Raw genomic sequence first — 25,988 nt, forward strand, 5'->3', positions numbered from 1 at the left:
CCGGATTCCTACCGTGGCCGCGTCCGCCGCCCGGCCCCGGACACGCCTCGGGGGCGGGCCCGGCCGCACGGTCGAGTGCGCGGCGGGGCCCGCCCCCGGGGGAGCGGCCGGTACGGCGTCCGTTACCGCGGGGTCATCCGCTCCACCACGTCCGGGTGCTCCTCCAGCCAGGCGGCGACGGCCTCCTCCTCGTGGCCCTGGCCGCGGTCCTTGATCTCGCGCTCCAGGGTGGCGAGCTCTTCCTCGCTCATCCGGAAACCCTTGATCCACTTCGTGAGCTCGGGGTACTGCTCGGGGAACTTCTTGCTCGCGATCGTGTGGATCGTGTTGCCCTCGCCGAAGAGCCCCTTGCCGTCCTTCAGCTTGGTCAGCTCGTACTCGGCGTACGCCCAGTGCGGCGACCAGAGCACGACCGCGACGGGCTTCTTCTTGGCGTAGGCGCGCTTGAGCTCGGCCAGCATCGCCGGCGTGGAGCCGTCGACGACCTTGTACTCCTCGTCCAGGCCGTAGCCCGGCAGGACGTCGGACTTGAGCAGGTTCATCACGCCGGTGCCCGGCTCGATGCCGATGATCCGCCCGCCGAAGAGGTCGGCCTTGCCCTTGAGGTCCTCGAGGGACTTGACGTCCTTGACGTAGGAGGGGACGGCGATCTCCAGGGACGTCGGCTCGTACCAGGTGCCGAGGTCGGTGAGGTCGTCCTTGCTCTTGTCCCAGTAGTTCTTCTGGGCGTGCGGCAGCCAGGCGTCGAAGTTGAGGTCGAGGTCGCCGGAGGCGAGGCCGGTGTAGACCGGGCCGACGTCCATCTGCTTCAGGTTCAGCGTGTAGCCCCGCCGTTCCAGGACGTTCTTCCACAGGTAGGTGATGGCGATGTCCTCGTCCCAGGGGAACCAGGCCACGTCCAGCGGCCGCTTCGCCTCGGCGGGGGTGGCGCCGGAGCCGGAGCCGACCGGGGCCCACTGGTCGACGACCTCCGGGTTGTCCTCCAGCCAGGCGCGGACGGCGTCCTGCTGCTGGCCCTTGCCGGCCTTGTTGATCTCGGCCTCGAGGCTGGTGAGCTGCTCCTCGGTCATCGAGAAGTCCTCGAGCCACTTCCCGACGAGCGGGTGGTCGTCGGTGAAGCCCTTGCGGGACAGCGTGTGCACGCCGTCGCCCTCGCCCCAGGCGCCCTTGGGGTCCTCCAGCTTCTTCAGGTCGTAGTCGCTGTACGCCCAGTGCGGTGACCAGAGCGTGACGAGGACCGGTTCCTTCTTGCTGTAGGCCCGCTTGAGCTCGGCCAGCATCGCGGGGGTGGAGCTGTCGACGACCTTGTACTCCCGGTCCAGGCCGTACTCCTCGAGGACCTTGCTCTTGAGCAGGCCCATCATGCCGGCGCTGGACTCGATGCCGGTGATCTCGCCGCCGAAGAGGGACGCCTTGCCCTTGAGGTCCTCCAGCGAGTCGACGTCCTCCATGTACGCCGGGACGGTCAGCTCCAGCGAGGTCTCGTCGTACCAGGCGCCGAGGTCCTCGAGCCGGTCGCCGTACTTCTTCCAGTACGGCTCGTGGGTGGTGGGCAGCCAGGCGTCCGTCTGGAAGTCGATGTTGCCCTGGGCGAGCGCGGTGTACAGCGGACCCGCCTCGAACTGCTTGGCCTCGACCTCGAAGCCGCGCCGTTCGAGGATCTCCTTCCACAGGTACGTGGAGGCGACGCCCTCGTCCCAGGGGATGTAGCCGATGGTGATCTTCTTGCCGTCGCCGACGTTCTTGCCGTCGGCGGCGGTGTCCGTGCCGCCGCCGTTGCCGCCGAAGAGGCCCATGCCGCCCGCCACCAGGGCGAGGACGACGACGCCGATCACGGCGACCTGCGGGCGGGGCCGGTAGGACCAGATCTTCAGTCCCTGGGCGGCGCGGGCCTTGGCGGCGGCGCGGCGGCCGAGCGGGGAGACCTGGGTGCCCAGGGCGCTGGTCATGCGGTCCAGGTAGATCGCCAGGATGACGATGGCGATGCCGGACTCGGCGCCGAGGCCGATGTTGAGCTGCCCGATGGCCTCGATGACCGCGCCGCCCAGGCCGCCGGTGCCGACCATGCCGGCGATCGCGGCCATGGACAGGCCGAGCATGATGACCTGGTTGACGCCCGCCATCACCGTGGGCAGCGCCAGCGGGAGTTGGACGCGCAGCAGGGTGTTGCGGGGAGTGGTGCCGAACGCCTCCGCGGCCTCGACGAGTTCCTTGTCGACCTGGCGGATGCCCAGCTCGGTCATGCGCACGCCCGGGGCGAGCGCGAAGATCAGGGTGGCGACGATGCCCGGGGCGGGGCCGGTCCCGAAGAACAGGATCGCCGGGATGAGGTAGATCATCGCGGGCAGCGTCTGCATGAAGTCCAGGACCGGCCGGACCATGGCGCTGACCCGGTCCGAACGGGCCGCCCAGATGCCCACCGGCACCGAGATGACCAGCGCGATGACGGTGGCGACGATGACCAGTGCCAGCGTCACCATCGAGTCCTCCCACAGTTCGAGGGAGTCCAGGAAGGCGAAGCCGGCGAAGGTGAGGACACCGGCGAAGGTGCCGCGCAGCCAGAAGGCGATCACCGCGAAGATGCCGGCGAGCAGCAGCGGTTCGGGCGCCTGGAGGGCGGCGTTGACGCCGTCGTAGGCACCGGTGAAGACGGCCTTGAAGAAGTCGAACAGCCAGGTCACGTTGGCGAGCAGCCAGTCGACCGCGGTGTTGACCCAGTCGCCGAGCGGGATCCTAGGCACTGACCATCACCTTCTCGCCGCCCTTGTCCCGCGGGGAGTCGCAGACGCCGGGATCGGCCTCCTCGTCGCCGAGGAAGCCGACGAGGCGCTGCCGGGGCACCACCCCGACGAGCGCGTGGTCGCCGTCGAGGACCGCCACGGGGTGCGGTACGCGGGCGCTGATCGCGCACAGGTCGGTGAACGGCGTGTCGGGCGTCGCGGTCTCGCAGCCGCAGTCGGCCTCGTCGCCGCGGACCTCGCGCTCCATCACCGCGCCGGCGGTCAGCACGCGGGAGCGGTCGACGTCCTGGGTGAAGGAGGCGACGTAGTCGTTGGCGGGGCGGATCAGGATGTCCTGCGCGGTGCCGATCTGCACGATGCGGCCGTCGCGCATCACCGCGATGCGGTCGCCCAGGCGCATGGCCTCGTTGAGGTCGTGGGTGATGAAGACGATCGTCTTCTTCAGCTTCTTCTGCAGCTCGATCAGCTGGTCCTGCATGTCGCGGCGGATCAGCGGGTCGAGCGCGCTGAAGGACTCGTCCATCAGCAGCAGGTCGGCGTCGGTGGCGAGCGCGCGGGCCAGGCCGACGCGCTGCTGCATGCCGCCGGACAGCTCGTCGGGCCACGAGTCCTCCCAGCCGGCCAGGCCGCACAGGGCGAGCGCCTCGTCGGCGCGGCGTTCGCGCTCGGCGCGGGGCACGCCCTGCACTTCCAGGCCGTAGGCGGCGTTGTCGCGGACGCTGCGGTGCGGGAAGAGCGCGAAGTGCTGGAAGACCATGCTGATCTTTCGGGAGCGGACCTCGCGCAGCTGCCGGTCGGACAGCGCGGTCAGGTCCTGTCCGCCGAAGCGCACCTGGCCGGCGCTCGGCTCCAGCAGGCCGTTCAGCATGCGCAGCAGGGTGGACTTGCCCGAGCCGGACAGGCCCATGACGACGAAGATCTCGCCCGGCTCCACGGTGAACGAGGCGTCGATCACGGCCGCCGTGGTACCGCCGGCGCGCAGCTCCTCCCGGTCGGTCTCTTTGTTGTGCAGTCGTGCGACCGCCTGGTCCGGTCGTCTGCCGAACACCTTGTACAGATGCTCGGCCTCAAGCCTGGATGACACGCGTACCTCTTGTCTCGACGGCAATGGCAGGAGCGATGCGCGGCGGACGGCTCACACGGTCCTGAACAGTTGAATCTGTAACCGGCATCGCTCCGGGCCGCGCCTCCCCGGTTTCGCACAGGGCAAACGCGTTCGTGCGCCGCCTCACAGCACCGCCGCAGGACGCAACGCGTTGCGCAATACGCACAGCCGTGCGCACAGGCCTGTGCGCGTGCGTGCGCCCATGCGAGCGCGGAGGCGCTGTCGGTGGCGTACGGCATGATGCGGAGCGTGACCGGACGACTGATGCTCCTCGACACCGCCTCCCTGTACTTCCGCGCCTACTTCGGCGTCCCGGAGTCCGTCCGGGCCCCGGACGGCACGCCGGTGAACGCCGTGCGCGGGCTGCTCGACTTCATCGACCGCCTGGTGAAGGACCACCGGCCGGGCCACCTGGTGGCCTGCATGGACGCCGACTGGCGCCCGCAGTGGCGGGTGGAGCTGATCCCCTCCTACAAGGCGCACCGCGTCGCCCGGGAGCAGGCGGCGGGCCCGGACGAGGAGGAGGTGCCCGACACGCTCTCGCCCCAGGTGCCGGTGATCGAGGCCGTCCTCGACGCGCTGGGCATCGCACGGGTGGGGGTCGAGCGGTACGAGGCGGACGACGTGATCGGCACGTTCACCGCCCGGGCGGAGGGACCGGTCGACATCGTCACCGGCGACCGCGACCTGTACCAGCTGGTGGACGACGCGCGCGGGGTGCGGGTGCTGTATCCGCTGAAGGGCGTCGGCACGCTCCAGGTCACCGACGAGGCCGTGCTGCGCGAGAAGTATGGGGTGGACGGCCGGGGGTACGCGGATCTGGCACTGCTGCGCGGCGACCCGAGCGACGGCCTGCCGGGCGTGCCGGGGATCGGCGAGAAGACGGCGGCCAAGCTGCTGGCCGAGTTCGGCGACCTGGCCGGGATCCTGGCGGCCGTGGACGACCGGCAGGCGAAGCTCACGCCGTCGCAGCGCAAGCGCCTGGACGGGGCGCGCCCGTACCTCGCGGTCGCTCCCGCGGTCGTCCGGGTCGCGGACGACGTCCCGCTCCCGGACGTCGACACGGTGCTGCCGCGCGCGCCGCGCGACCCGGCCGCGCTGGAGTCCCTGGCGGCCCGCTGGGGTCTGGGAGGGTCGCTGCAGCGCCTGCTGACGACCCTCTCGGGGTGAGCCGCGGGCGTCTTCCGAAGATCGGTGAACCGGACGGACCGTCCGCCGGCGAGGCACCCACCACGAACGGAGTGTTAGCTTAGGTAAACCTAACTACCACGGCTGGGAGGCCCGCATGGCAGAGCGACCGGCACGTACTTCGCGCACGCCGCACACCGCCGAGGTCGTCCGCACCGAGCGGCTGACCCCCCACATGCACCGTGTGGTGCTCGGCGGCGAGGGCCTCGCCGGCCTCGCCGCGGACACCTGCACGGACCACTACGTCAAGTTGCTGTTCCCGCCCGCGGGGGTGACCTATCCGGAACCCTTCGACCTGCAGCGCATCCGGGAGGAGCTGCCGCGCGAGCAGTGGCCGGTGACCCGGACGTACACCGTGCGCCACTGGGACGCCGAGCAGCGCGAGATGACCCTGGACTTCGTGATCCACGGCGACGAGGGCCTGGCCGGCCCCTGGGCGGCCGGCGTCCGGCCGGGCGAGGTGGTGCGGTTCCTGGGACCGGGCGGCGCCTACGCCCCGGACCCGTCCGCCGACTGGCACCTGTTCGTCGGCGACGAGAGCGCGCTGCCCGCGATCGCCCGCTCCCTGGAGGCGCTGCCGCGGGGCCGTGCGGCGTACGCCTTCGTCGAGGTCGCCGGCCCCGAGGAGGAGCAGAAGATCGACTCCGATGTGGAGATCCGCTGGCTGCACCGCGGTGACCGCCGTGTCGGCGAGGCGCTGGTGGAGGCCGTACGGGGCCTGGACTTCCCCGAGGGCCGGGTGCAGGCCTTCGTCCACGGCGAGGCCCACTTCGTGAAGGAGCTGCGCCGTCTGCTGCGGGTCGAGCGCGGGATTCCGCGCGAGGACCTGTCGATCTCCGGTTACTGGCGGCTCGGCCACAACGAGGACGGCTGGCAGGCCTCCAAGCCGGAGTGGAACGCGCGCATCGAGGCGGAGCAGGAGAAGGCGGAAGCCTCCTCCTGACCTCCCCCTCGCCGCCCGGGCCGCGCCGCGTCCATGGCTCCGGCCGGGTGAACCGGGGCGCCCGCACCGGCCCGGTCGGCGTGGCGAGCCGGTGCCGGGCGCGCCACTGCCCGAGGATCCGGGCGCGTGGCACACACCTTCGAAGAGCTCGTGGCCAAGCAGCGCGCCGCGGACGAGGCACACGTCCGGGTACAGCAGCTGCGGGAGGCCTATGACCCGTCCACCCGCGCCCAGTGGAGCGGACAGCAGACCACCACCTGGGAGACCGCCTGGCGGGCCTGGCGCGATCTGGCCCGGGACGTCCGGGTCTCGGTGAGCGAGTACGCGCGCGACGAGGGCCTGCCGCGCCACGAGGTCGAGGCCCGGGTGCAACGGGCGGCACGGCACGAGGAGCAGGGCGGGACGGACGCACCGGACGCCTAGGAGGTGTCGCGACGACCCCGAAGGCGCCGCCCGTCCCGCGGGGGAGCCCCGCGGGACGGGCCGTGCCGTCCGGTGCCCCTGCGCGCGGACCGGCCTCGTACCCTTGCTCACCGTGAGACGCAGACGCCCGGCCCCGCCCCCTCCCCTGCCGCAGCGCGACGGTGTGGACCCGGTGCGGGTGCGGCTGCCCGCCGGGGGGTCGTGGGCCACGGTGCGGGATCACCTGGTGCAGCGGCTCTCGGCCGGGCCCGGTGTCGTGGACGGGATGTTCGCCGCGGGGCTGATCGTCGGGGCGGACGGCCGGGCCGTGCCGGCGGACGCGCCGTACGAACCCGGTCTGTTCCTGTGGTTCCACCGGGAGCTGCCCGCCGAGGTGCCGGTGCCCTTCCCGCTGGAGGTCGTCCACCGGGACGAGCACATCGTCGTCGTCGACAAGCCCCATTTCCTGGCCACCACCCCGCGCGGCAGCCATGTCGCCCAGACCGCGCTGGCCCGGTTGCGCCGCGAGCTCGGCATCCCGGAGCTCGGTGCCGCGCACCGTCTGGACCGGCTCACCGCGGGACTGGTGCTGTTCACGGTGCGCCCCGGCGAGCGCGGCGCGTACCAGACGCTGTTCCGCGACCGGCGGGTGCACAAGGAGTACGAGGCCGTGGCCCCCTACGACCCCGGGCTGGACCTGCCCCGGACCGTGCGCAGCCGGATCGTGAAGGAGCGCGGGGAGCTCGCCGCCCGGGAGGTCGAGGGCGAGCCGAACGCGCTGACCCTCGTCGAGCTCACCGAGCTCCGGGTGGACGGCCCGGGCCGGTACCGGCTGGTGCCCGGCACCGGCCAGACCCATCAGCTGCGGGTGCACATGAGCGCCCTGGGCGTGCCGATCCTCGGCGACCCGCTGTATCCCGAGGTGACCGCCCCCGTCCCGGCCGGTGACTTCCGGCGTCCGCTGCAACTGCTGGCACGGGTGCTGGAGTTCACCGATCCGGTGACGGGCGTGGAGCACCGGTTCACCAGCCGCCGGGAGCTCGTGGCGTGGTCCTCGTACGAGGAGTGGGCCGCCGGTCAGTAGCCGCGCCACCAGAGCAGGAAGCGCTGCCACGCGCCCCGCGGCCGGGCCGGCTCCGCCGCCGGCTGCGGCGGTGGCACCGGCCCGGGGGGCGGCGCGGGCTCGGCACGCCGCTCGGACGCCGCCGCCGCGGAGGGCGTGGGCTGCGGCCGGGCGGCGCCGATGTGCCAGTCCTGCCGCACGGGCGGCTCGTTCTGGTGACTCGGCCGCTGCGTCACGTCCTGCTGCGGCCTCGGGGTGAACCGGACGGGCAGCGCCACCAGGTGACGTGAGGCGATGGACTCGGTGTAGACCAACTCGTCCTCGTCGATGTCGAGTTCGACGTCGGGCAGCCGCATGAGCAGGGCGTCGACGCCGACTTCGGCGATGGCGCGGCCGATGTCCTGGCCGGGACACTCGTGCGGACCGCCGCCGAAGGCGAGGTGGGAGCGGTTGCCCTGCATGTCGGCGGTCGGGTCCGGGCGCACTCTCGGGTCGACGTTGGCCGGGGCGGGCGCGAACAGCAGTCCGTCGCCCTTGCGGATGCGCCGGCCGCCGAGCTCCGTCTCCTGCTTGGCGAAGTAGCCGAAGGTGGTGCTGAACGGCGGCTCGTCCCAGAGCAGTTGCTCCACCGCCTCCGGCACCGTCATCTGACCGCCGTTGAGCTGGGCGCGGAAGCGCGGGTCGATCAGCACCTGGCGCAGCACGTTGGCGAGGAGGTTGGCGGTGGTCTCGTAGGCGGCGATGAGCACCAGCCTGAGGTGTTCCCTGACCTCCTCGTCGGTCAGTCCGGCCGGGTGGGTGACGAGGTGGCTGGCGAAGTCGTTCACCGGCTCGGCCCGGCGGCGGGCGGTGAGGCGGCCCAGGGCTTCCACGATGTACGCGTTGCTGGCGTTGGCGGTCTCGGTGCCCTTGATCATGTCGCGGGCGGCCTCGACGATCCGGTCGTCGTACTCGTCGGGCATGCCGAGGATCTGGCACATCACGGCCATCGGCAGGTGTTCGGCGTACTGGCCGACGAGGTCGGCCTCGCCCTTCTCGCAGAACCGGTTGACGACGCGCTGGGTGCTGCGGTTGATGTGCCGGCGCAGGGTGCGGAAGTCGATGGTCGCCACGGCGGCGTCGATGGCGCCGCGCAGCCGCTTGTGCTCGTCGCCCTCGGCGTGGGCGCAGATCGGCTGCCAGGCGATGTGCGGCATGAGCGGGTGGTCGGGCCTGACCAGGCCCTCCCTGAGCGGGGACCAGGTGCGGGTGTCCCGGCAGTACTGCGCCGGGGTGCGCACCATGTGCAGGTTCTCGGCGTGGCCGAGGACCACCCACACCGGCAGGTCGTCGTGGAGCAGCGCGGGTGCCACCGGGCCGTGCTCGGCCCGGAGTTCCTCGTACAGCTTCCTCAGGTCGTCCGCCTCGTGCAGTCGGCGCAGCCCCCCGGGGCCCTGGCCGTGCGCGGGGCAGCCGGGGGGCGGACCGGGCCGGGGGACGTCCGCTCCGGTCGGGGGGTGTCCGGTCGGGGAGTGGGATTCAGGCGTCACAGTGGTCGCTCCGAAAGCGAGGGCTGGGGGTCTGGACGGGGGCGGACCCGGACTCAGGTGAGCGAGCCCGTCATGGCGAGGGAGTGCAGGAACCGCATCAGCGTCATCAGGACGTCACGGCTGGAGGCGCGGCGCCGTACGTCGCACTCCATGATCGGAATGTCCTCGGACAGGTCGAGGGCGGCGCGCAGATCGGCGATCGGGTAGCGCGGCGCGTCCGGGAAGGAGTTGACCGCGACGACGAACGGCACACCGCGTTCCTCCAGCCGCCCCATGACGTCGAAGCTGACCTCGAGGCGACGGGTGTCGACCAGCACCACCGCGCCGAGCGCCCCCTCGAACAGCCCGTTCCACAGGAACCAGAAGCGCTCCTGGCCCGGGGTGCCGAAGAGGTACAGCACCAACTGGTCGGTGATCTTGATCCGGCCGAAGTCCATGGCCACCGTGGTGGCCGTCTTGGACGCGGAGCCGAAGTCGTCGTCCACCCCGATGCCGGCCTGCGTCATGGTCTCCTCGGTGGTCAGCGGTTTGATCTCGCTGACCGCGCCGACCATGGTCGTCTTGCCGACCCCGAATCCGCCCACGATCACGATCTTCGCCGCGGCCTGTGCCGTGTGCGGCAACTGGTCCTCGGCCCGTGGGCCCGGGATGGTGTCAGAGCCGTTGAAGTCCATGCATCACCGCTTCGAGAAGGGAACGGTCCGGGAGCGCCTGGCGGACGATCGGGGAGCGCGCCTGCACCAGTTCCGCCGCCAGCATCTCGGTGATCAGCACGGTCACCACGCTGAACGGCAGGCTGAGATAGGCCGACAGTTCGGCCACGGACAGGGGGGCGACGCAGAGCCGGAGCAGCGCCGCCTGCTCGGGTGTGGCGGAGGGCGGGGGGTCCGGGGAGCGCGCCACGATCAGCGTCACGAGATCGATGTCCGCGCGTTCGCCGTCCGCACCGGCGACGACGTACAGCCGCTCCGGGTTGCCGCCCCCTCCCGCCCCGGCCCGCTCGGCCGGCCGGGGCGGGGACTCGCCCCGGGGGACGCGCCTGTGGCGTTGCGGAGGAGTCATACGGTCTGCCCGTTCCGTCGGGGCGGGGTGGTGAGGTGGGCACCGATGCGGACGACCAGGTCGCGCATCATGCCGCCCATGCGGCCGGGTTCGCAGGTCATGTCGGAGAGCACCGCGAGGTAGGCGTTGGCCCCGGCCGCCATCAGGTAGAAGTAGCCCCCGTTGATCTCGATGAGCACCATCTTCATCTCGCCGTCGCTGCCCGGGAGTTCCTGGGCGACGGCCCCGGCGAGGCTCTGCACCCCCGCGCAGGCCGCGGCGACCCGGTCGGCGGCGTCCGGGTCACCGCCGTGGCGGGCGATGCGCAGGCCGTCGGCGGAGAGCACCACGATCATCTCGACGCCGGGTACGCCGTCGGCGAGCTCCTTGAGCATCCAGTCGAAGTTCGCTCGTTGCTGGATCACTTGAGGTCCCCCTCGTCATCGGCCTCGGTGCGGGCCGGTTCGTTGATGAGATGCAGGTAGGCGGTCGGGTTCCGGGTGAAGTCGGTGGGGTGGACGCCCGGTTCGAGGTCCTTCTTCAGGCCCTCCCAGAAGGCGTCGACCCACAGACCGGGTTCACGGTCCTCCTTCTGCTCGGGCTGCTCGGGCTCGGACGTGACGGTCGCCCAGGGGTCCCGGTACGTCTCGCCCCGCTCCGCGGCCTCGCGCCGGGCCCGTTCGGCGGCCGCCTGCTCGGCGTACCGCCGGCTCAGCGGGGTCTTCACCCGGCTGCGGCGTTGCGGCAGGCCGCCCGCGGTCCACTCGGTGACCTCGGGGACGTCGTCCTCCAGGGAGACCGCGGCCGGGACGCGGGGGCTGGTGGGGCGGCGCTTCTTGGGCGCGCGCTGCGGCCCCGGCAGGGCGTCGACCTGGTGGGGCACGGCGGTCGCCCCGATGCCGTGGGCGAGGCCGACCCCGGGCTCCTCGGTCAGCATGTCGCTCGGCACGACGAGGACGGCGCGGACCCCGCCGTAGGCGGAGGCGCGCAGCGAGACCTTCATGTCGAACGCGGCGCAGAGCCGGCCGACGACGGCGAGGCCGAGGCGCGGGCTCGCACCGAGTTCCTGGAGGTCGACGCCCCTCTGGGCACGCTCGAGGATGCCCTCGATCCGGGCCCGGGCGTGCTCGTCGAGGCTGACGCCGGCGTCCTCGATCTCGATGGCGACGCCGGTCTGCACCTCCGTGGCGGTGACGTGCACCTTGGTGCTCGGCGGCGAGTAGCGCGTGGCGTTGTCGAGGAGTTCGGCGGCGGCGTGGATGACCGGCTCCACGGAGATGCCCTTGACGTTGACCTTGGCGATCGACTTCAGCTCGATGCGGCGGTACTCGAGGATGCGGGACATGGCGCCGCGCAGGACGCTGTAGAGCGCGACCGGCATGGGCCACTGGCGTCCGGGGCGGCCGCCGCCGAGCACGGAGATGGAGTCGGCGAGACGGCCGATCAGCGCCGTGCCGTGGTCGATGCGCAGCAGGTCGTCGAAGACCTCGGGGTTGCGGCCGTGGTCCTCCTCCATCTCCCGGAGTTCCTTGGCCTGCTGGTGGACGATCGCCTGGACGCGGCGGGCGATGCTGACGAAGGAGCGCTGGGAGGAGTCCCGCAGGTTCTCCTCCTCGTCGATGATCCGCAGCGTCGTGCTCAGCAGCTCGATCTGGTACCGCGGCAGGTCGCGCCAGGCCGGGTCGAGCCCGGGCAGGGCGCGGAGCACCTCGTCGGGGTCGTTCCCGCGGTGCAGGTGGTCCAGGGCCGCGGGGAAGACCTGCTTCGTGAAGTAGTGCGTCTCCGTGTCGTGGGCGGCGATCCGCGCCTCCAGACGCGCACGGTGACGCTCGTGCTCGGCTCGCGCGTCGCGCAGCACACGGCCGCGGCGCGCCGCCTCGGCCGCGGCGGCGGTCACCAGCAGGGTGGCGACGGCACCGCACAGGCCGACGGCGATCCGGGCGGGCTCCGTCACCAGGGCGACGGCGGCTCCGGCTACCGCGGCCATCGCTATGGCCGGCAGCAACAGCACGCGCGCATAAGGGAGTTCACGGCGACCGGGCGGGGATTGGACACTCACCATGTAGGCCTCTGAAACGAATCGGCTGGTGGTCGGGGTACGTGCGGGGGCATCTCGGGAAGCTGTGGGGCGTTCCGCACCATGGGGAACAAGCGCACGAATCCATCCCAACTCGGTGCGCTGCGGGCGAGCTTAGTCCGACCGGATCATCGCCATGTCATATTCAGCAAGTGCCGGAAATGGCTCCTGGGACAGGAGTACGCTCGAGCCTATTTACACACCGAGAGATCATTCGAGCACGAGGAATGACGGCGGAAGTGTGTGCGAAAATCACTCACCGTCACGGGTGAAAAGGTCTCCACGACAGCACCGGACGGCTCGGGCGGCCCCTTGAACGGCGCCGGATCGCACGGGTCCCGATCCTGCCCGCGGAAACGGCCGGTGACGCCTCCGCGGGAGGCGCACGGGACGCGGCAGCCCGGCGCGCGCGGGGCGCACCGGGCTGCGGCGGCGTACGGGACCTCGGGCACGGGCGGAGCGCCCCGCGCGGGTCAGCCCACGGACGAGTAGGCCACCACGCCGCGCAGCAGCCCGTCCACCGCCTTGCGGGCGTTCTTGGCGACCGTCGAGCCCTCGGCGGCCGGGGCCGCGGCCGAGATCTGGCCGAGCACGTCGATCACCTGCTTGCACCAGCGCACGAAGTCGCCGGCCGGCATCTCCGCCTCGCGCAGCACCTCGTCCAGGCCCTTGCCGGACGCCCACATGTAGGCGGCCCAGGCGAAGCCGAGGTCGGGTTCGCGCTGGCCCACGCCCTCGGTCTGGGTGATCCGGAAGTCCTCCTCCAGGGCGTCCAGGCGGCCCCAGATGCGGACCATCTCGCCGAGCGCGGCCTTGGCCCTGCCCGAGGGCAGCTTGGGCGCCATCGCGTCGTCGCTGACCCGGGCCTCGTAGACCAGCGCCGAGACGCAGGCGGCGAGTTCGGCGGGGGCCAGCCCCTCCCAGACGCCCTCGCGCAGGCATTCGCTGGCCAGCAGGTCGAGCTCGCCGTACAGCCGGGCGAGCCGCTTGCCGTGCTCGGTGACCTCGTCGCCGCGCAGGTAGTCCATCTCGGTCAGCAGCGCGACGATGCGGTCGAAGGTGCGGGCGATGGTGTTCGTCCGGCCCTCGATGCGCCGCTCCAGCTGCGAGGTGTCGCGCAGCAGCCGGTGGTAGCGCTCGGCCCAGCGGGCGTGGTCCTCCCGGTCGTCGCAGCCGTGGCACGGGTGCGCCCTGATCGCCTTGCGCAGCCGCGCGATCTCCCGGTCGTCGGCCGCCTGGGAGCGCTTCTTGCGGTGCCGCTCCGGGGCGATGTGCCCGGCCTTGGTGCGCAGCGCGGAGGCGAGGTCCCGGCGGGACTGCGGGGAGCGCGGGTTGAAGGACTTCGGGATCCGCATCCGCTCCAGCGCCTCCACGGGCACCGGGAAGTCGATCGACGCCAGCCGCTTGACCTGCCGCTCGGCGGTCAGCACCAGCGGGCGCGGACCGTCGTGCTGGTCGAAGCCGCGGTGGCCGTTGGAACGGCCCGCCGGCAGCCCCGGGTCGAGGACCAGCGCCAGCCCCGCGTACTTGCCGGTGGGCACGTGGATGACGTCACCGGGCTTGAGCCTCTCCAGCGCGACGGCCGACTCCGCGCGCCGCTGCGCCGCGCCCTGGCGGGCCAGCTCGGTCTCCCGGTCCTTCAGCTCGCGGCGCAGCCGCGCGTACTCGTCGAAGTCGCCGAGGTGGCAGGTCATGGAGGCCTTGTAGCCCTCCAGCCCCTCCTCGTTGCGCTGCACCTGCCGCGAGATGCCGACCACCGACTTGTCCGCCTGGAACTGCGCGAACGACGTCTCCAGCAGCTCGCGCGAACGGTGCCGGCCGAACTGCTCGACCAGGTTGACGGCCATGTTGTACGACGGCTTGAAGCTGGAGCGCAGCGGATAGGTGCGCGTGCCGGCCAGCCCCGCGAGGTGCTCGGGGTTCATGCCGCGCTGCCACAGCACCACCGCGTGGCCCTCGACGTCGATGCCGCGCCGGCCGGCCCGGCCGGTCAGCTGGGTGTACTCGCCGGGGGTGATGTCGGCGTGCTGCTCGCCGTTCCACTTGACGAGCTTCTCCAGCACCACCGAGCGGGCGGGCATGTTGATGCCGAGGGCGAGGGTCTCGGTCGCGAACACGGCCTTGACCAGGCCGCGCACGAACAGCTCCTCGACGACCTCCTTGAACGTCGGCAGCATGCCCGCGTGGTGGGCGGCGATGCCGCGCTCCAGGCCCTCCAGCCACTCGTAGTAGCCCAGGACGTGCAGGTCCTCGGCCGGGATGGAGGCGGTGCGCTCCTCCACCAGCGCGCGGACCCGGGCCCGCGCCTCCTCGTCGTTGAGCCGGAGCCCCGCGTACAGGCACTGCTGGACGGCGGCCTCGCAGGCGGCACGGCTGAAGATGAAGGTGATGGCGGGCAGCAGGCCCTCGGCGTCGAGCCGCTCGATGACCTCGGGCCGGCTCGGCGTCCACACCCGCGAGCGCTGCCTGCGTTCCCGCTCCCGGTCGGCCTCGCGCATGTTGCCCCGCCCGCGCCGCCGGTCGCCCCACGGCGGACGGCTGGCCTCCAGGCGCGCCATGCGCGTGAGGTCGGGGTTGACGGCCTTCTTGCGGCCCTCGCCCTCCTCGAACAGGTCGTAGATCCGGCGCCCGGCGAGCACGTGCTGGAACAGCGGCACGGGCCGGTGCTCGGAGACGATCACCTCGGTGTCGCCGCGGACGGTGTCGAGCCAGTCGCCGAACTCCTCGGCGTTCGACACCGTCGCCGACAGGGACACCAGGGTCACCGACTCGGGGAGGTGGATGATCACTTCCTCCCAGACGGCGCCGCGGAAGCGGTCGGAGAGGTAGTGCACCTCGTCCATCACCACGTAGCCGAGGCCGAGGAGCGTCTGCGAACCCGCGTACAGCATGTTCCGCAGCACCTCGGTGGTCATCACGACCACCGGGGCGTCGGAGTTGACGCTGTTGTCGCCGGTGAGCAGGCCCACCTGGTCGGTGCCGTAGCGGCGGCACAGGTCGGCGTACTTCTGGTTCGACAGTGCCTTGATCGGCGTCGTGTAGAAGCACTTCTTGCCCTGCTGCAGGGCGAGGTGGACGGCGAACTCGCCCACGATCGTCTTGCCGGAACCGGTGGGCGCGGCCACCAGCACGCCCTTGCCCTCCTCGAGCGCCCGGCAGGCCTCGATCTGGAAGGGGTCGAGGCCGAAGTCGTACATCTCGCGGAAGGAGGCGAGCGCGGTGGCCTGCTCGGCGGCGCGCCTGCGTGCTGCCGCGTACCGCTCGGCCGGTGAGAGGTCCTCTGTCATCGTGCTTTCGAGCGTACCGGGCCGTACCGACAACAGGACGATCATTATCCGGATCGGTCACCGCGGGCCCCGGGGTTCCGCCCAGCTCAGGGGCCCACGACCCGCACGGCGGCGCGCACGCACCGCGCGGTCAGCGGCAGCGGTCCGACCGGTTCCCCGTCCGCGTAGCCGGTGACCCCCTCGGCGGCCAGCTCCACGCGCGCCGCCCGGTGCACGGTGATCGCCGGGTGGTCGACGTGCGTCCCCCGGTACACCCCGGGGAACACCCGCAGCAGGGTGGCCCGGCTGCACTCGCCCACCACCGTGATGTCGAACAGCCCGTCGGTGAGATCCGCTCCGGGGCATATCCGCATGCCGCCGCCGTACGACGGTCCGTTCCCCACGGCCACCAGCGTCGCCTCCACCTCGCGGACCTCGCCGCCGTCGAGGGTGATCCGGTAGGGGAAGGGCCGGAAGGCGGCCAGCTCGGCGACCACCGCGAGGTCGTACTTGAAGCGCCCGAGGGGCAGCCGCATCCGGTTGCCGCGGTCGTTGACCCGGGAGTCGAACCCGGAGGCGAGCACGGCGGCGAACCAGCGGTCGCCGACCCGGCCGAGATCGATGTCGCGCACCCGGCCGCACTTGAGGGCGTCGGCGATCATCCGGCCGGCGGCGGCCGGTTCCCGCAGCGGCAGTCCGAGGGCACGGGCGAAGTCGTTGCCGGTTCCGGCGGCGACCAGGCCGAACGGGGTGCCGGTGCCGACCACCGCCTGCAACGCCAGGTTCGCCATGCCGTCGCCGCCGACGGCGATCAGCGCGCCGGTGCCCTCGGCGACGGCGGCCCGCGCCCGGGCCAGGCCGTCCTGGGGGGTGTCGCCGAGCACGGTCCGCACCGAGAATCCGGCGGCCCGCAGCGCGGAAGCGGCCGACCGCGCCGCACGGGCGCCCCGGCCGCGGCCCGCGGTGGGGTTGACGAAGAGGGTGATCTCGCTGGTCACGGGAGTGACCCTACGAGCTGCGGCCCGCTCCTCAGGTCACGTCGTCATAACCGTTGACCCGGTCCCTGGTCGCCTGCTCGGGCAGGGCCGTCACGGGCTCCACCGGATCGACCGCCTCGGGGGTGAGATCCAGCTCGGACGCCTCGTCGTCGTCGAGGCCCGCGGACTCCTTGCGGGCCCGCCGTTTGTCGTTGAGCAGGGAGAACGCCACAGCGGCGAAGTAGAGGAGGATGATCGGTCCGGAAAGCGCGATCATTCCCACCGGGTCGGTCGTGGGCGTCGCGACCGCGCCGAAGACGAAGACGCCCATGACGACACCGCGCCACCAGCCGGCCATGCGGCGGCCGGAGACGATGCCGACCATGTTCAGCATGATGAGCAGGAGGGGGAGCTCGAAGGCCAGGCCGAAGATCAGCACCATCCTGATGGTGAAGTCGAGGACCTCGTCGAGCGACAGGATGTTGGCCGATCCCCCGGGCGTGAGGCTGAGGAGCACCTTCACACTGACCGGAAGGATGACGTACGCCAGGTAGGCACCGCCCGCGAACAACGGGACCGCGGCCGAGACGAAGGCGTAGGTGTACTTCTTCTCGTGCTTGTGCAGTCCGGGGGCGACGAACGCCCAGAGCTGGTAGAGCCACACGGGGCTGGAGGCGACGAGGCCGGCCATGAGGCTCACCTTGATCGTCGTCGTGAACGGCGACGTCAGGGTGTTGAAGGACACGATGGCGCAGTTGCCGCCGTCGCTGTTCGCCAGATCCTCGCACTTCGGCACCGGCTCCGCGAGGAACTGCATGAGCTGCTCGCTGTAGAACGCGGCCACGATCATCACCAGGACGATCACGACGACGGATTTGGCGAGCCGATTACGCAGTTCACGCAGGTGTTCCACCAGGGGCATCCGCCCCTCGGGATCCTTCTCCTGCTTGCGGGCAGACTTGAGCAACCCACGTTCCCATCTCGTGCGGCGGGCCGGAGATCACCGGCCCTGCGTCAGCGCTTGGTCGTGTCCGTCGGCTCCGTGACCGGGCGGGAGCTGGTCACGTCGCCGGGGGCCGCCTGGATGGTGCGCTGCGCCGGGGGCTGCTCGCCGCCGGCCGGCGGGTCGGCCGGGGCGGAGGACTTGTTCTCCTCCTTCATCGCCTTGGCCTCGCTCTTGAGGATGCGGGCCGACTTGCCGAGCGAGCGCGCCATGTCCGGGAGCTTCTTGGCGCCGAACAACAGGATGATGACGACGAGGATCAGAATGATCTCGGTGGGTCCGAGCCGTCCCATAAGTCTTTACCTTCTCACCGAGGCGGGTGGGTGGGTGGCTGTCCGACCGGTCGGACACGTGCCCGAACGACGGCGCTGGCAGCGATCGTAACGCTCAGAGGTGAACCTCCGGCAATCCCCGTGCGTACTCCCGTCCGCGGTCCGGGCCTCGTTCTCCGGTCCGCCTTGAGCAGCGTACCCGCCGGTTCCGACAACCCGACAGGGCGCAGCGGCGAACCGCCGCCGGGAGGGGTACTCAGAGCGCTTCGGCGGAACGGGCCGCACCGGCCGCCGCGCGCTCCAGGTCCTCGGCGGCCCGGTTGATGCGGTGCGCGGCGTCCGTGACCTGCCTGCCGAGCCGCTGCGCCTCGACGAAGACCCGGACGGCGAACACCCCGAGCACCAAGAGACCCAGGAAACCCACGGCAACCGCGAACATCGGCCAGAACATGGAGGCGAGCCTAGACCGTCCCCGCGGGTGTCCGACGCCGGGCCTCCTTCCCCGTGCCCCGGTGTCAGACGGTCGAGTGCAGCCGCAGCGTGCGCACCCCGCCGCCGGTGAGCAGCTCGACGATCCGCTCCCCGGCCGGCTTGCGGACGGCCGCCCCGCACCCGGGGCAGGTGAAGGAGTAGAAGGTGGTGCGGCTGCTGGCGCCGATGGCCAGGCGCAGCGCGCTCGCGGCGAGCTCGAAGCGCTCCCGGCAGTCCGGGCAGCCCGCGCGGAAGACGACCGGGGCCACGTTCCTCATCCCCGCGAACGCGGACGCCACCGTCAGGCCCCGCACCTCAGACACCGCCGACTCGCTCAAAGCACTCGCTCCCGCCTGTCGTCCTGCCGGTCCCGCACCGCGTTCTGCGCGTGCGTCCCGCACGGCCCCGCCCATCAGGCCGCCTCGTCCCCGTCGTACGCCGCCAGCGCCTCGCGGGCGGCCTGTCGGGCGCTGTCGGCGAGCTCACGCGGCTCGACGATCCGCCCGTCCCGCCCGAGCCTCAGCGCCAGTCGTCTGAGCGAGGCCGGATCGGGGGTGCGCAGGGTGATGCGCAGCCCGCCGTCGGGAAGCTCATCCGCGCTGTCGTGCGGGTAGTACTCGGCGACCCAGCGCCCGCCCGGCCCGACCTCGACCACCACTTCCGGGTCCTCGGCCGCGGGCTGCACCAGTCCTTCCGACAGGTCCCGCAGCTCGACCTCGGGCGGCGCGGAGGGCTCGTCCAGGATCCTGATCTCGGCGACCCGGTCGAGCCGGAAGGTGCGGCGCGCCTCGGAGCGGCGGCACCAGGCCTCGACGTAGGTGTGGCCGACGCTGACCAGCCGGATGGGGTCGATCTCGCGCTCGGTGACCTCGTCGCGCGCGGGCGAGTAGTAGCGGATCCACAGGCGGCGGCGCTCGGCGATGGCCCGGTCGACGTCGGCGAAGACGCCGCCCTCCGACTCGAAGGTCACCGAGAGCCGGGAGCTGGCGCCGGCCGCCTCACCGGCCGCCGCCTCCACCTTCGCCGTGGCCCGCAGCAGCGCCTGCCGGTCGCTCTCGCGCAGTCCGGGCAGCGTGGCCACGGCGCGGGCGGCGACCAGCAGGGCGGTGGCCTCGTCGGCGGCGAGCCGCAGCGGCTCGGCGGCCTCCGCGCCGAGCGCGGCGGGGTTGTGCCACCAGATGCGCTCGCCGTCGGTGTCGATGTCCAGCAGGTCGCCGCCGCGGAAGCTGGTGCCGCACATGGGCAGCACGTCGAGGTCGGAGACCAGTTCGTCCTCGGTGATGCCGAAGGCGCGCGCCACGTCCTCGACACGGGCTCCGGGGCGCTCCCGCAGGTACGTCACCAGGGAGAGCATCCGCCGGGTCTGGTCGATGGCGTTCACGGGCCTGACCGGTTTGCCTGCCACGTTCTCGTCCGCTCTCCTCAGCCCTTGGCCACGGCACGCAGCCGGTCCACCACGTCGGCCCGCAGCTCGGCGGGCTCCAGGACCACCACGTCCGGGCCGAACTCCACCAGCCAGGCATCCAGGCCGTGCCCGTACGGAATCTCCAACTCGTCCCACCCGTCACCGAGTTCCCGCACCGCGGTGGCCTTCGCCCGAAGGGGGTAACCGGCGTTCGAACGCAGCCGGATCCGCGCCGAGCGGTCGGCGGTCTCCCCCGCCCAGCTCGCCACGGTCTCGCGCACGGTGACGACGTCGGGCACCGGCGCGGTGCAGCGGCCGCCGCGCGAGCGCACCTTGCCGGTGATCCGGGAGAGCCGGAAGACCCGCTCGGCCCCCCGGTCCCGGTCCCAGCCGGCCAGGTACCAGTGGCCGCGCCAGCACTCCAGCGCCCACGGCTCGACGTGCCGCTGCTCGGGCTGGGCGGCGCTCGCCTTGCGGTAGTCGAAGACGACCGGCCGGCGGTCGCGGCAGGCCAGCATCAGCGGCTCGAACGCGGCCTCGTGCACGGGGATGCGCGGCTCGAGCGCGCCGTGCGGCCCGTACGGATCGACGTCCTCGGGCAGTCCGGCCGCGCGCAGCTTCTGCAGGGCACCGCTGGCCGCGCCCGCGAGCCGGGCCTGCTGCCACACCTTGGCGGCCAGCCCCAGCGCGGCGGCCTCCTCGGCGTCGAGGGTGATGGGCGGCAGCCGGTTGCTGTCGCGGCGGGCCAGGTAGCCGATCTCGCCGTCGAGGCCCTCGACGGTCTCGATGACCAGTCCGAGCTCGCGCAGATCGTCCTTGTCGCGCTCGAACATCCGGTTGAAGGAGTCGTCGGACCCTGCTTCCAGATAGGCCTCGATGGACTCGCGCAGCTCGCGCTTGCTGAGCGGCCGCCGCGTCCCGAGCAGACACAGCGCCAGATTCATCAGCCGCTCGGCCTTGGCAATGGCCATCGACGCCCTTCGCCTCCCTGTGGTGCTTACGACGGACGACCGTACCGCTCCGCGGTGCCCTGACCAAAGCCGAGGGCCCACGCCCGGACAGGCATGGGCCCCGGATGATCGGGTCCTGTCGTACCGCGGTCAGACCCCGAGCAGGTCGACCACGAAGATCAGGGTCTCGCCGGGCTTGATCGCCGGGGTGGGGCTCTGGTCGCCGTAGGCGAGGTGGGCGGGGATGGTCAGCTGGCGGCGGCCGCCGACCTTCATGCCCTGCACGCCCTGGTCCCAGCCCTGGATGACCCGGCCGGCGCCCAGCGGGAAGCGGAAGGGGGTGCCGCGGTTCCAGCTGGCGTCGAACTCCTCGCCCGTGCTGAAGGCGACCCCGACGTAGTGGACGGTGACGGTCTGGCCCGCCCGCGCCACCTCGCCGTCGCCCTCCCAGATGTCCTTGATCTCGAGGTCCGCCGGGGGCTCGCCGCCCGGGAAGTCGATCTCGGGCTTGTCGATGCTCACTTTTTCTCTCCTTGTCGCGTGACCTGCGTCGCGGACAGTCTCACAGACTTCCGGGTCAGACGGTGCCGAGGATGTCCACCACGAAGACCAGCGTGTTCTTGGCCAGCTCGCTGTCGGGGCTGGCGCCGTAGCCGAGGGAGGGCGGGATCACCAGCAGGACCCGGTCGCCCACGTTCTTGCCGACGAGGCCCTGGTCCCAGCCCGCCACCACGGCACCGGTGCCGATCTGGAAGGCGGTGGCGCCCCCGTGGTCCCAGGAGGAGTCGAACTTCTTGCCGTCCTCCCACTTGACGCCCGTGTACTGGGCGATGAGTCCCTGGCCGGCCTCGACCTTCTTGCCGTCGCCCTTGATCAGCACCTGCTGCTCGAGGTCCTTGGGGGCCTTGACGCCCTTGGGGACGGTGATGGTCGCGGCCTTCTGCGACGGGGCCTTCACCTCCGGCATGCCCTCCTCGGGGGCCGCCTGCTCGCCCTCGGCCTCGGCCTTGGCGTCGACGGGGGCGGCACCGACCGGGTCGACCACCCAGATCAGCACGTCCTTCTCGGTGATGCCGGACGAGGGGTTCAGGTTCTCGCCGATCAGATCGCCCGCGGTGCCCTGGACGAGGATCCGGCTGCCCGGCTTCTTGCCCTTCACGGCGTCCAGGACCTTGACGGGCAGTTGCCGGCTCGGCTTGCCGATCTGCTCCACGGACTGCTGCCGGGGCGTCTTGCCGCCCGTCGAGGGCGCGGCCCAGGTGCCGCCGAGCTCCTGGTCGCCGCCCCACTTCTCGACGGTCCAGTCCAGCCGGACGTAGTCGGAGGCCTTGATCGCGCTCCCGCTGCCTTCCGAGACCGTCTCGACCACGGTCTTCCGGGACGGCTTGCCGTCCTTGGGCACGGAGATCTCGGGCTTCTCCCCGGCCTTCCCGTCGACCTGGGCGACGCCTCCCTTCGCGTCGCCGTTGCTGTCGTCGTCCGACCCGCACGCGGCGGTGAGCAGCAGCGCGGGGACCGCCAGCAGGGCCGCGACGTGTCGTTTCATGTTGTAGTTCATCAGTCCCACTGGGAATCGGGGGTGGGGGGCAATGGCCGCCACTCTACGACGTACGCGCTCCGCACACGGCTCACCCGGGGCACGCCGCCGCCGTGGACGCCGCACGAACACACGGGCAGCGGACGCCGCCGATCCCCTCCCCCGCGGGGGAACGCCCGGTGCCCGGAGACCCCGAGGGGCTCCGGGCACCGGGCGTTCGCTCACATGCCTGCGATCAGCTTCTCCACCCGCTCGTCCACCGAGCGGAACGGGTCCTTGCACAGCACGGTCCGCTGGGCCTGGTCGTTGAGCTTGAGGTGGACCCAGTCGACGGTGAAGTCGCGGCGCTGCTCCTGGGCCCGCCGGATGAAGTCGCCGCGCAGCCGGGCCCGGGTGGTCTGCGGCGGTACCGACTTGCCCTCGAAGATCTTCACGTCGTTGCAGATCCGGGCCGCCTGCCCCCTCTTCTCCAGCAGGTAGTACAGGCCACGACGGCGGTGGATGTCGTGGTAGGCGAGGTCTATCTGCGCGACCCGCGGGTGCGACATGGTCATGTTGTGCTTGGCCCGGTACCGCTCGAGGAGCTTGTACTTCATGACCCAGTCGATCTCGGTGCCGATGCGGTCGAGGTCCTCGGACTCGATCGCGTCCAGCGTGCGGCCCCACAGCTCCAGCACCTGCTCGGTGATGCCGGTGCGGATGCCGCGGCGCTCGCAGAAGTCCAGCGCCTTCTCGTAGTACTCGCGCTGCACCTCCAGCGCGGAGGCCTCCCGGCCGCTGGCCAGGCGCACCTTGCGCCGTCCGGTGATGTCGTGGCTGACCTCGCGGATCGCCCGGATCGGGTTCTCCAGGGTGAGGTCGCGCATCACGGTGCCCGCCTCGATCATGCGCAGCACCAGGTCGGTGGCCCCGACCTTGAGCAGCATGGTCGTCTCGGACATGTTCGAGTCGCCCACGATGACGTGCAGGCGCCGGTAGCGCTCGGCGTCCGCGTGCGGCTCGTCCCGCGTGTTGATGATCGGCCGGGAGCGGGTCGTCGCCGAGGAGACGCCCTCCCAGATGTGCTCGGCCCGCTGGCTGACGCAGTACACGGCGCCGCGCGGCGTCTGCAGCACCTTGCCGGCACCGCACAGCAGCTGGCGCGTGACCAGGAACGGGATGAGGATGTCCGCGAGTCGGGAGAACTCCCCGTGCCGGGCCACCAGGTAGTTCTCGTGGCACCCGTAGGAGTTGCCCGCCGAGTCGGTGTTGTTCTTGAAGAGGTAGACGTCGCCCGCGATGCCCTCCTCGTGCAGGCGTCGTTCCGCGTCCACCAGGAGTCCTTCGAGAATGCGCTCGCCGGCCTTGTCGTGGGTGACCAGCTCGGTCACGTTGTCACATTCGGGTGTGGCGTATTCCGGATGTGACCCCACGTCGAGATAGAGGCGGGCGCCGTTCCGCAGAAAGACGTTGCTGCTTCGGCCCCATGACACAACACGGCGGAAGAGGTACCGCGCCACCTCGTCAGGAGACAGGCGCCGCTGTCCCCTGAACGTGCACGTGACGCCGTACTCGTTCTCCAGCCCGAAAATGCGGCGGTCCATGCTGGAACATTACGCCTGATCCCCCGAACTGAAACGGGGTTCGAGGGCACGGTTCGGATCATTTTCCGAACGAGCCGCAACTACCGCACTTTCGGCCGGAACTTGCAATACCCGTCCGGTGGCGATCAAAACCAGTAGCGACACACCGCCCGCGACGCCCGGTACGACGAACCCCCACAGGGCACCGCCCGCCTCGACGACCGGGCCCGTGAGTCCCGTTCCGACCGACGCGCCCACGGTGAACGTCGTCACCAGCCAGGAGAACGCCTCCGTGACCGTCCCGCGCGGCGCGTGCCGGTCGACCAGGACGAAGGCGCAGGCGATGACCGGGGCGAGGAAGAGACCGGCGACCACGGTGAGCAACGTCATGGCCACCGCGCCCGGCATCAGGGTCAGCGGCAGGTAACACGCCGCCAGGAGGGCCACCAGCACCCGCAGTCGCCTCGCGGGCGCGCCGCTCCACTGCCGCGCCCCGTACACCGCACCGCCGACGAGCGCACCGAGGCCCAGGCCCGCCATCAGCCAGCCGTACACCCGGTCGCCGCCGTGCCCGTCCGCGTACGACACCGCCGCCACGGTGATGGATCCCAGCGCGATCCCCACGAACAGGAAGGCGCCCAGCAGCGCGAGCAGCCCCGGCGAGCGCAACGCGCCCAGCCAGTGCGCCTCGCGCGGCGCCGACCGCCACGCGCGCGAGGGCGGCGAGAGGACCACCGACAGCGCGCCCAGCACTCCGACGACGTTCAGCACGAGCAGCGCGGCCCGGGCCGACCACAGCGAGGTGCACACCGTCACCAGCAGCGGCCCGACGGTGAACATCACCTCCTGCGCCACGGCGTCCAGGGCGTACGCCCGGTGCACCTGGTCCTCCTTGGGCAGCACCGAGGGCCACAGCGCCCGCAGCCCGCCCTCGAGGGGCGGTGTGAAGAGCCCCGCGGCGGCCACGGCGGTCCAGGCCACCACCGCCTGCCCGGTCCCCGTGAAGGCGAACACGGCCATCGCCAGCGCCGACAGCACGGCGGCGGGCAACTGCACCGCCGGCTGCCCCCTCAGGTCCACCAGCCGTCCCAGCACCGGCTGCCCCACGGCGTTGGCGGCCCCGTACACCGCGGCCAGCGCACCGGCCAGGCTGTACGTACCGCCTTCCGCACGCACGAACAGCACGATCGCGATGGCTGCGGTCGCGTTGGGCAGCCGTCCCACCAGGGTGCCCGCGAGCAGCCGGGCGGCGTGCCGTGCCCGGAGGAGCTCCAGGTATCCCGTGGCCATGCCGAGCCCCCCACTCATGTCACCCATCGAGGTTTTACGTATAACGGAACCGTTCATACGTACCATGTCCGCTGTTCACCAGTCCAGACGAAGGAGTGGCCCGACGGTGGCACGAGCCAGCACCCGCCCCACGAGCAGGGACGTGGCCCAGGCCGCCGGCGTCTCCCAGGCCGCGGTCTCCCTGGTCCTCGGCGACAAGTGGCGCGGCCGGGTCTCCGAGGCCACGGCCCAGCGCGTCCGCGAGGCCGCCCGCACCCTGGGGTACCGGCCCAACCTCGCCGCCCGCAACCTCCGCCTCGGCCGCACCCGCACGGTCCTCCTGGTCGTCCCCGCCCTCACCACGGAGTTCTTCGCGGGCGTCTACACGGGAGCCGCCCGGGTCGCCTCCCGGCACGGCTTCGGCGTGGTCCTCTACCCCTCACCCGAGGGCATCGGCCCCGCCCGCGACCCCTTCGCCTCCGCCCAGGCCGCCCTGGACGGCGTCATCGCCTCCTCCATGGCCGCCGAAGCCCTCACCGCGATCCGCGGCGACCAGCTCCCCCTGGTGATGCTGGACAGCGACCCCGACGGCACCACGGGCGCGGCCACGGTCAACCTCGACATCGCCGACGGCGTCCGCCGGGTCACCGACCACCTGCTCGCCCTGGGCCACCGCCGCTTCCTCCACCTGGCCGCGGACGTGGCCTCCTGGACCTTCGAGGTACGCGCCCGCGAACTCGCGGCCCGGCTGCGGAAGGTCCCCGGCACGTCCCTCCGCACGACGGGGTCCCCGATCTCCATCAAGGGCGCCGAGGCCGCGGCGCACACCGCGCTCCGCGGTCCCGACCGTCCCACCGCCGTGGTCTGCGACGACGACCAGCTGGCGGCCGGCGTCTACAAGGCGGCCCGCCGCCTGGGCCTGCGCATCCCCGACGACCTCTCCGTCACCGGCCTGGACGACCTGGCCCTGGCCACCGCGATCGACCCGGAGCTCACCACGGTCCGCCTGGACGCGGAGCTCTTCGGCGAACGCGGCATGCAGGCCCTCCTCGCCGTCCTGGACGACCGCGCCCCCGAAGCGGGCGACATCCCGGTCGAGCTGGTGGTGAGGGGCTCGACCGGGCCGGCACGGTCCCACTGAGCCGAGGGGCCTGCCCGCGGCCGCACGCCCCCGCCCCGCTCGGCCC

At 71.9% G+C, this 25,988-nt stretch carries 24 protein-coding genes; 5 read left to right on the forward strand and 19 right to left on the reverse strand.

Annotated elements, in window-relative coordinates; translation table 11 throughout:
- Positions 1-122: 122 nt before the first annotated feature.
- Both CP969_RS09055 and CP969_RS09060 read right to left on the reverse strand, forming a co-directional pair.
- Positions 123-2,741, reverse strand: a complete 2,619-nt coding sequence (locus tag CP969_RS09055; protein WP_016827010.1) for an ABC transporter permease/substrate binding protein — start codon at positions 2,739-2,741, stop codon at positions 123-125.
- Positions 2,734-3,825: a quaternary amine ABC transporter ATP-binding protein gene (locus CP969_RS09060; protein ID WP_004990348.1), complete on the reverse strand. Its 1,092-nt coding sequence runs from the start codon at positions 3,823-3,825 to the stop codon at positions 2,734-2,736. The genes CP969_RS09055 and CP969_RS09060 overlap by 8 nt, the downstream gene beginning before the upstream one ends.
- Positions 3,826-4,086: 261 nt before the next feature.
- Here CP969_RS09060 and CP969_RS09065 point away from each other — a divergent pair, with 261 nt between their 5' ends.
- The 4 genes from CP969_RS09065 to CP969_RS09080 all read left to right on the forward strand — a co-directional run bounded on the left by CP969_RS09065 (position 4,087) and on the right by CP969_RS09080 (position 7,463).
- Complete coding sequence (locus CP969_RS09065; RefSeq protein ID WP_223887153.1) at positions 4,087-5,016, forward strand: 5'-3' exonuclease; 930 nt, start codon at positions 4,087-4,089, stop codon at positions 5,014-5,016.
- Between the two features lie 115 nt (positions 5,017-5,131).
- Complete coding sequence (locus CP969_RS09070) at positions 5,132-5,977, forward strand: siderophore-interacting protein (protein WP_004990345.1); 846 nt, start codon at positions 5,132-5,134, stop codon at positions 5,975-5,977.
- 126 nt (positions 5,978-6,103) lie between these two features.
- Positions 6,104-6,400: a hypothetical protein gene (locus CP969_RS09075; RefSeq protein WP_004990342.1), complete on the forward strand. Its 297-nt coding sequence runs from the start codon at positions 6,104-6,106 to the stop codon at positions 6,398-6,400.
- Positions 6,401-6,512: 112 nt separating this feature from the next.
- Positions 6,513-7,463: an RluA family pseudouridine synthase gene (locus CP969_RS09080; RefSeq protein WP_026085317.1), complete on the forward strand. Its 951-nt coding sequence runs from the start codon at positions 6,513-6,515 to the stop codon at positions 7,461-7,463.
- Here CP969_RS09080 and CP969_RS09085 read toward each other — a convergent pair.
- The 17 genes from CP969_RS09085 to CP969_RS09165 all read right to left on the reverse strand — a co-directional run bounded on the left by CP969_RS09085 (position 7,457) and on the right by CP969_RS09165 (position 24,822).
- Complete coding sequence (locus CP969_RS09085; RefSeq protein ID WP_016827007.1) at positions 7,457-8,971, reverse strand: cytochrome P450; 1,515 nt, start codon at positions 8,969-8,971, stop codon at positions 7,457-7,459. The genes CP969_RS09080 and CP969_RS09085 overlap by 7 nt on opposite strands.
- 53 nt (positions 8,972-9,024) lie before the next feature.
- Positions 9,025-9,645 carry a GTP-binding protein gene (locus CP969_RS09090; protein ID WP_004990334.1) on the reverse strand — a complete coding sequence of 207 codons (621 nt, stop codon included), beginning with the start codon at positions 9,643-9,645 and terminating at the stop codon, positions 9,025-9,027.
- Positions 9,626-10,033, reverse strand: a complete 408-nt coding sequence (locus tag CP969_RS09095) for a DUF742 domain-containing protein (RefSeq protein WP_004990333.1) — start codon at positions 10,031-10,033, stop codon at positions 9,626-9,628. Before CP969_RS09095 ends, CP969_RS09090 begins: the two co-directional genes overlap by 20 nt.
- Positions 10,030-10,437, reverse strand: coding sequence for a roadblock/LC7 domain-containing protein (locus tag CP969_RS09100; RefSeq protein WP_004990332.1), 408 nt, complete (start codon positions 10,435-10,437; stop codon positions 10,030-10,032). Before CP969_RS09100 ends, CP969_RS09095 begins: the two co-directional genes overlap by 4 nt.
- A complete protein-coding gene (locus CP969_RS09105; protein WP_167540241.1) occupies positions 10,434-12,074 on the reverse strand; it encodes a sensor histidine kinase in 1,641 nt (546 codons plus the stop codon). Before CP969_RS09105 ends, CP969_RS09100 begins: the two co-directional genes overlap by 4 nt.
- 488 nt (positions 12,075-12,562) lie before the next feature.
- Entirely contained in the window at positions 12,563-15,421 is a 2,859-nt protein-coding gene (locus CP969_RS09110; RefSeq protein WP_016827006.1) for a DEAD/DEAH box helicase, read from the reverse strand.
- Between the two features lie 41 nt (positions 15,422-15,462).
- Positions 15,463-16,353: a diacylglycerol kinase gene (locus tag CP969_RS09115; RefSeq protein ID WP_016827005.1), complete on the reverse strand. Its 891-nt coding sequence runs from the start codon at positions 16,351-16,353 to the stop codon at positions 15,463-15,465.
- 31 nt (positions 16,354-16,384) lie between these two features.
- Positions 16,385-17,254: a twin-arginine translocase subunit TatC gene (gene tatC, locus CP969_RS09120; RefSeq protein WP_016827004.1), complete on the reverse strand. Its 870-nt coding sequence runs from the start codon at positions 17,252-17,254 to the stop codon at positions 16,385-16,387.
- 92 nt (positions 17,255-17,346) lie between these two features.
- Positions 17,347-17,628, reverse strand: a complete 282-nt coding sequence (gene tatA / locus CP969_RS09125) for a Sec-independent protein translocase subunit TatA (protein ID WP_004990318.1) — start codon at positions 17,626-17,628, stop codon at positions 17,347-17,349.
- A 235-nt stretch (positions 17,629-17,863) separates the two neighbouring features.
- Positions 17,864-18,058, reverse strand: a complete 195-nt coding sequence (locus CP969_RS09130; protein WP_016827003.1) for a hypothetical protein — start codon at positions 18,056-18,058, stop codon at positions 17,864-17,866.
- A 64-nt stretch (positions 18,059-18,122) separates the two neighbouring features.
- Positions 18,123-18,416, reverse strand: coding sequence for a hypothetical protein (locus CP969_RS09135; RefSeq protein ID WP_026085316.1), 294 nt, complete (start codon positions 18,414-18,416; stop codon positions 18,123-18,125).
- 74 nt (positions 18,417-18,490) lie between these two features.
- On the reverse strand, positions 18,491-19,483 hold the full coding sequence (locus CP969_RS09140) for a helix-turn-helix transcriptional regulator (RefSeq protein ID WP_078495442.1): 993 nt from the start codon (positions 19,481-19,483) through the stop codon (positions 18,491-18,493).
- A gap of 17 nt (positions 19,484-19,500) precedes the next feature.
- Positions 19,501-20,454 (reverse strand): helix-turn-helix transcriptional regulator, encoded by a 954-nt coding sequence (locus tag CP969_RS09145; protein ID WP_016827000.1) that lies wholly within the window; start codon positions 20,452-20,454, stop codon positions 19,501-19,503.
- Positions 20,455-20,583: 129 nt separating this feature from the next.
- Complete coding sequence (locus CP969_RS09150; RefSeq protein WP_004990310.1) at positions 20,584-20,955, reverse strand: FKBP-type peptidyl-prolyl cis-trans isomerase; 372 nt, start codon at positions 20,953-20,955, stop codon at positions 20,584-20,586.
- A 55-nt stretch (positions 20,956-21,010) separates the two neighbouring features.
- Positions 21,011-21,991 (reverse strand): FKBP-type peptidyl-prolyl cis-trans isomerase, encoded by a 981-nt coding sequence (locus CP969_RS09155; protein ID WP_004990309.1) that lies wholly within the window; start codon positions 21,989-21,991, stop codon positions 21,011-21,013.
- Between the two features lie 200 nt (positions 21,992-22,191).
- Positions 22,192-23,553: a Pup--protein ligase gene (gene pafA, locus CP969_RS09160; protein ID WP_004990300.1), complete on the reverse strand. Its 1,362-nt coding sequence runs from the start codon at positions 23,551-23,553 to the stop codon at positions 22,192-22,194.
- 9 nt (positions 23,554-23,562) lie between these two features.
- On the reverse strand, positions 23,563-24,822 hold the full coding sequence (locus CP969_RS09165; protein ID WP_016826997.1) for an MFS transporter: 1,260 nt from the start codon (positions 24,820-24,822) through the stop codon (positions 23,563-23,565).
- 64 nt (positions 24,823-24,886) lie between these two features.
- On the opposite strand from CP969_RS09165, the gene CP969_RS09170 reads away from it, so the two are divergent.
- Positions 24,887-25,942 carry a LacI family DNA-binding transcriptional regulator gene (locus CP969_RS09170; protein ID WP_078495441.1) on the forward strand — a complete coding sequence of 352 codons (1,056 nt, stop codon included), beginning with the start codon at positions 24,887-24,889 and terminating at the stop codon, positions 25,940-25,942.
- The last annotated feature ends 46 nt before the right edge of the window (positions 25,943-25,988 follow it).

The sequence above is a fragment of the Streptomyces viridosporus T7A genome, assembly GCF_008704515.1.
GTDB classification, from domain to species: Bacteria; Actinomycetota; Actinomycetes; order Streptomycetales; family Streptomycetaceae; genus Streptomyces; species Streptomyces viridosporus.

Coding starts and splice junctions, on each gene's coding strand:
- CP969_RS09065 (WP_223887153.1), top strand. CDS start 4,087: ATGCGGAGCGTGACCGGACGACTGATGCTCCTCGACACCGCCTCCCTG.
- CP969_RS09070 (WP_004990345.1), top strand. CDS start 5,132: ATGGCAGAGCGACCGGCACGTACTTCGCGCACGCCGCACACCGCCGAG.
- CP969_RS09090 (WP_004990334.1), bottom strand. CDS start 9,645: ATGGACTTCAACGGCTCTGACACCATCCCGGGCCCACGGGCCGAGGAC.
- CP969_RS09095 (WP_004990333.1), bottom strand. CDS start 10,033: ATGACTCCTCCGCAACGCCACAGGCGCGTCCCCCGGGGCGAGTCCCCG.
- CP969_RS09105 (WP_167540241.1), bottom strand. CDS start 12,074: ATGGTGAGTGTCCAATCCCCGCCCGGTCGCCGTGAACTCCCTTATGCG.
- CP969_RS09110 (WP_016827006.1), bottom strand. CDS start 15,421: ATGATCGTCCTGTTGTCGGTACGGCCCGGTACGCTCGAAAGCACGATG.
- tatC (WP_016827004.1), bottom strand. CDS start 17,254: ATGCCCCTGGTGGAACACCTGCGTGAACTGCGTAATCGGCTCGCCAAA.
- tatA (WP_004990318.1), bottom strand. CDS start 17,628: ATGGGACGGCTCGGACCCACCGAGATCATTCTGATCCTCGTCGTCATC.
- CP969_RS09130 (WP_016827003.1), bottom strand. CDS start 18,058: ATGTTCTGGCCGATGTTCGCGGTTGCCGTGGGTTTCCTGGGTCTCTTG.
- CP969_RS09145 (WP_016827000.1), bottom strand. CDS start 20,454: ATGGCCATTGCCAAGGCCGAGCGGCTGATGAATCTGGCGCTGTGTCTG.
- CP969_RS09155 (WP_004990309.1), bottom strand. CDS start 21,991: ATGAACTACAACATGAAACGACACGTCGCGGCCCTGCTGGCGGTCCCC.
- pafA (WP_004990300.1), bottom strand. CDS start 23,553: ATGGACCGCCGCATTTTCGGGCTGGAGAACGAGTACGGCGTCACGTGC.
- CP969_RS09165 (WP_016826997.1), bottom strand. CDS start 24,822: ATGGCCACGGGATACCTGGAGCTCCTCCGGGCACGGCACGCCGCCCGG.
- CP969_RS09170 (WP_078495441.1), top strand. CDS start 24,887: ATGTCCGCTGTTCACCAGTCCAGACGAAGGAGTGGCCCGACGGTGGCA.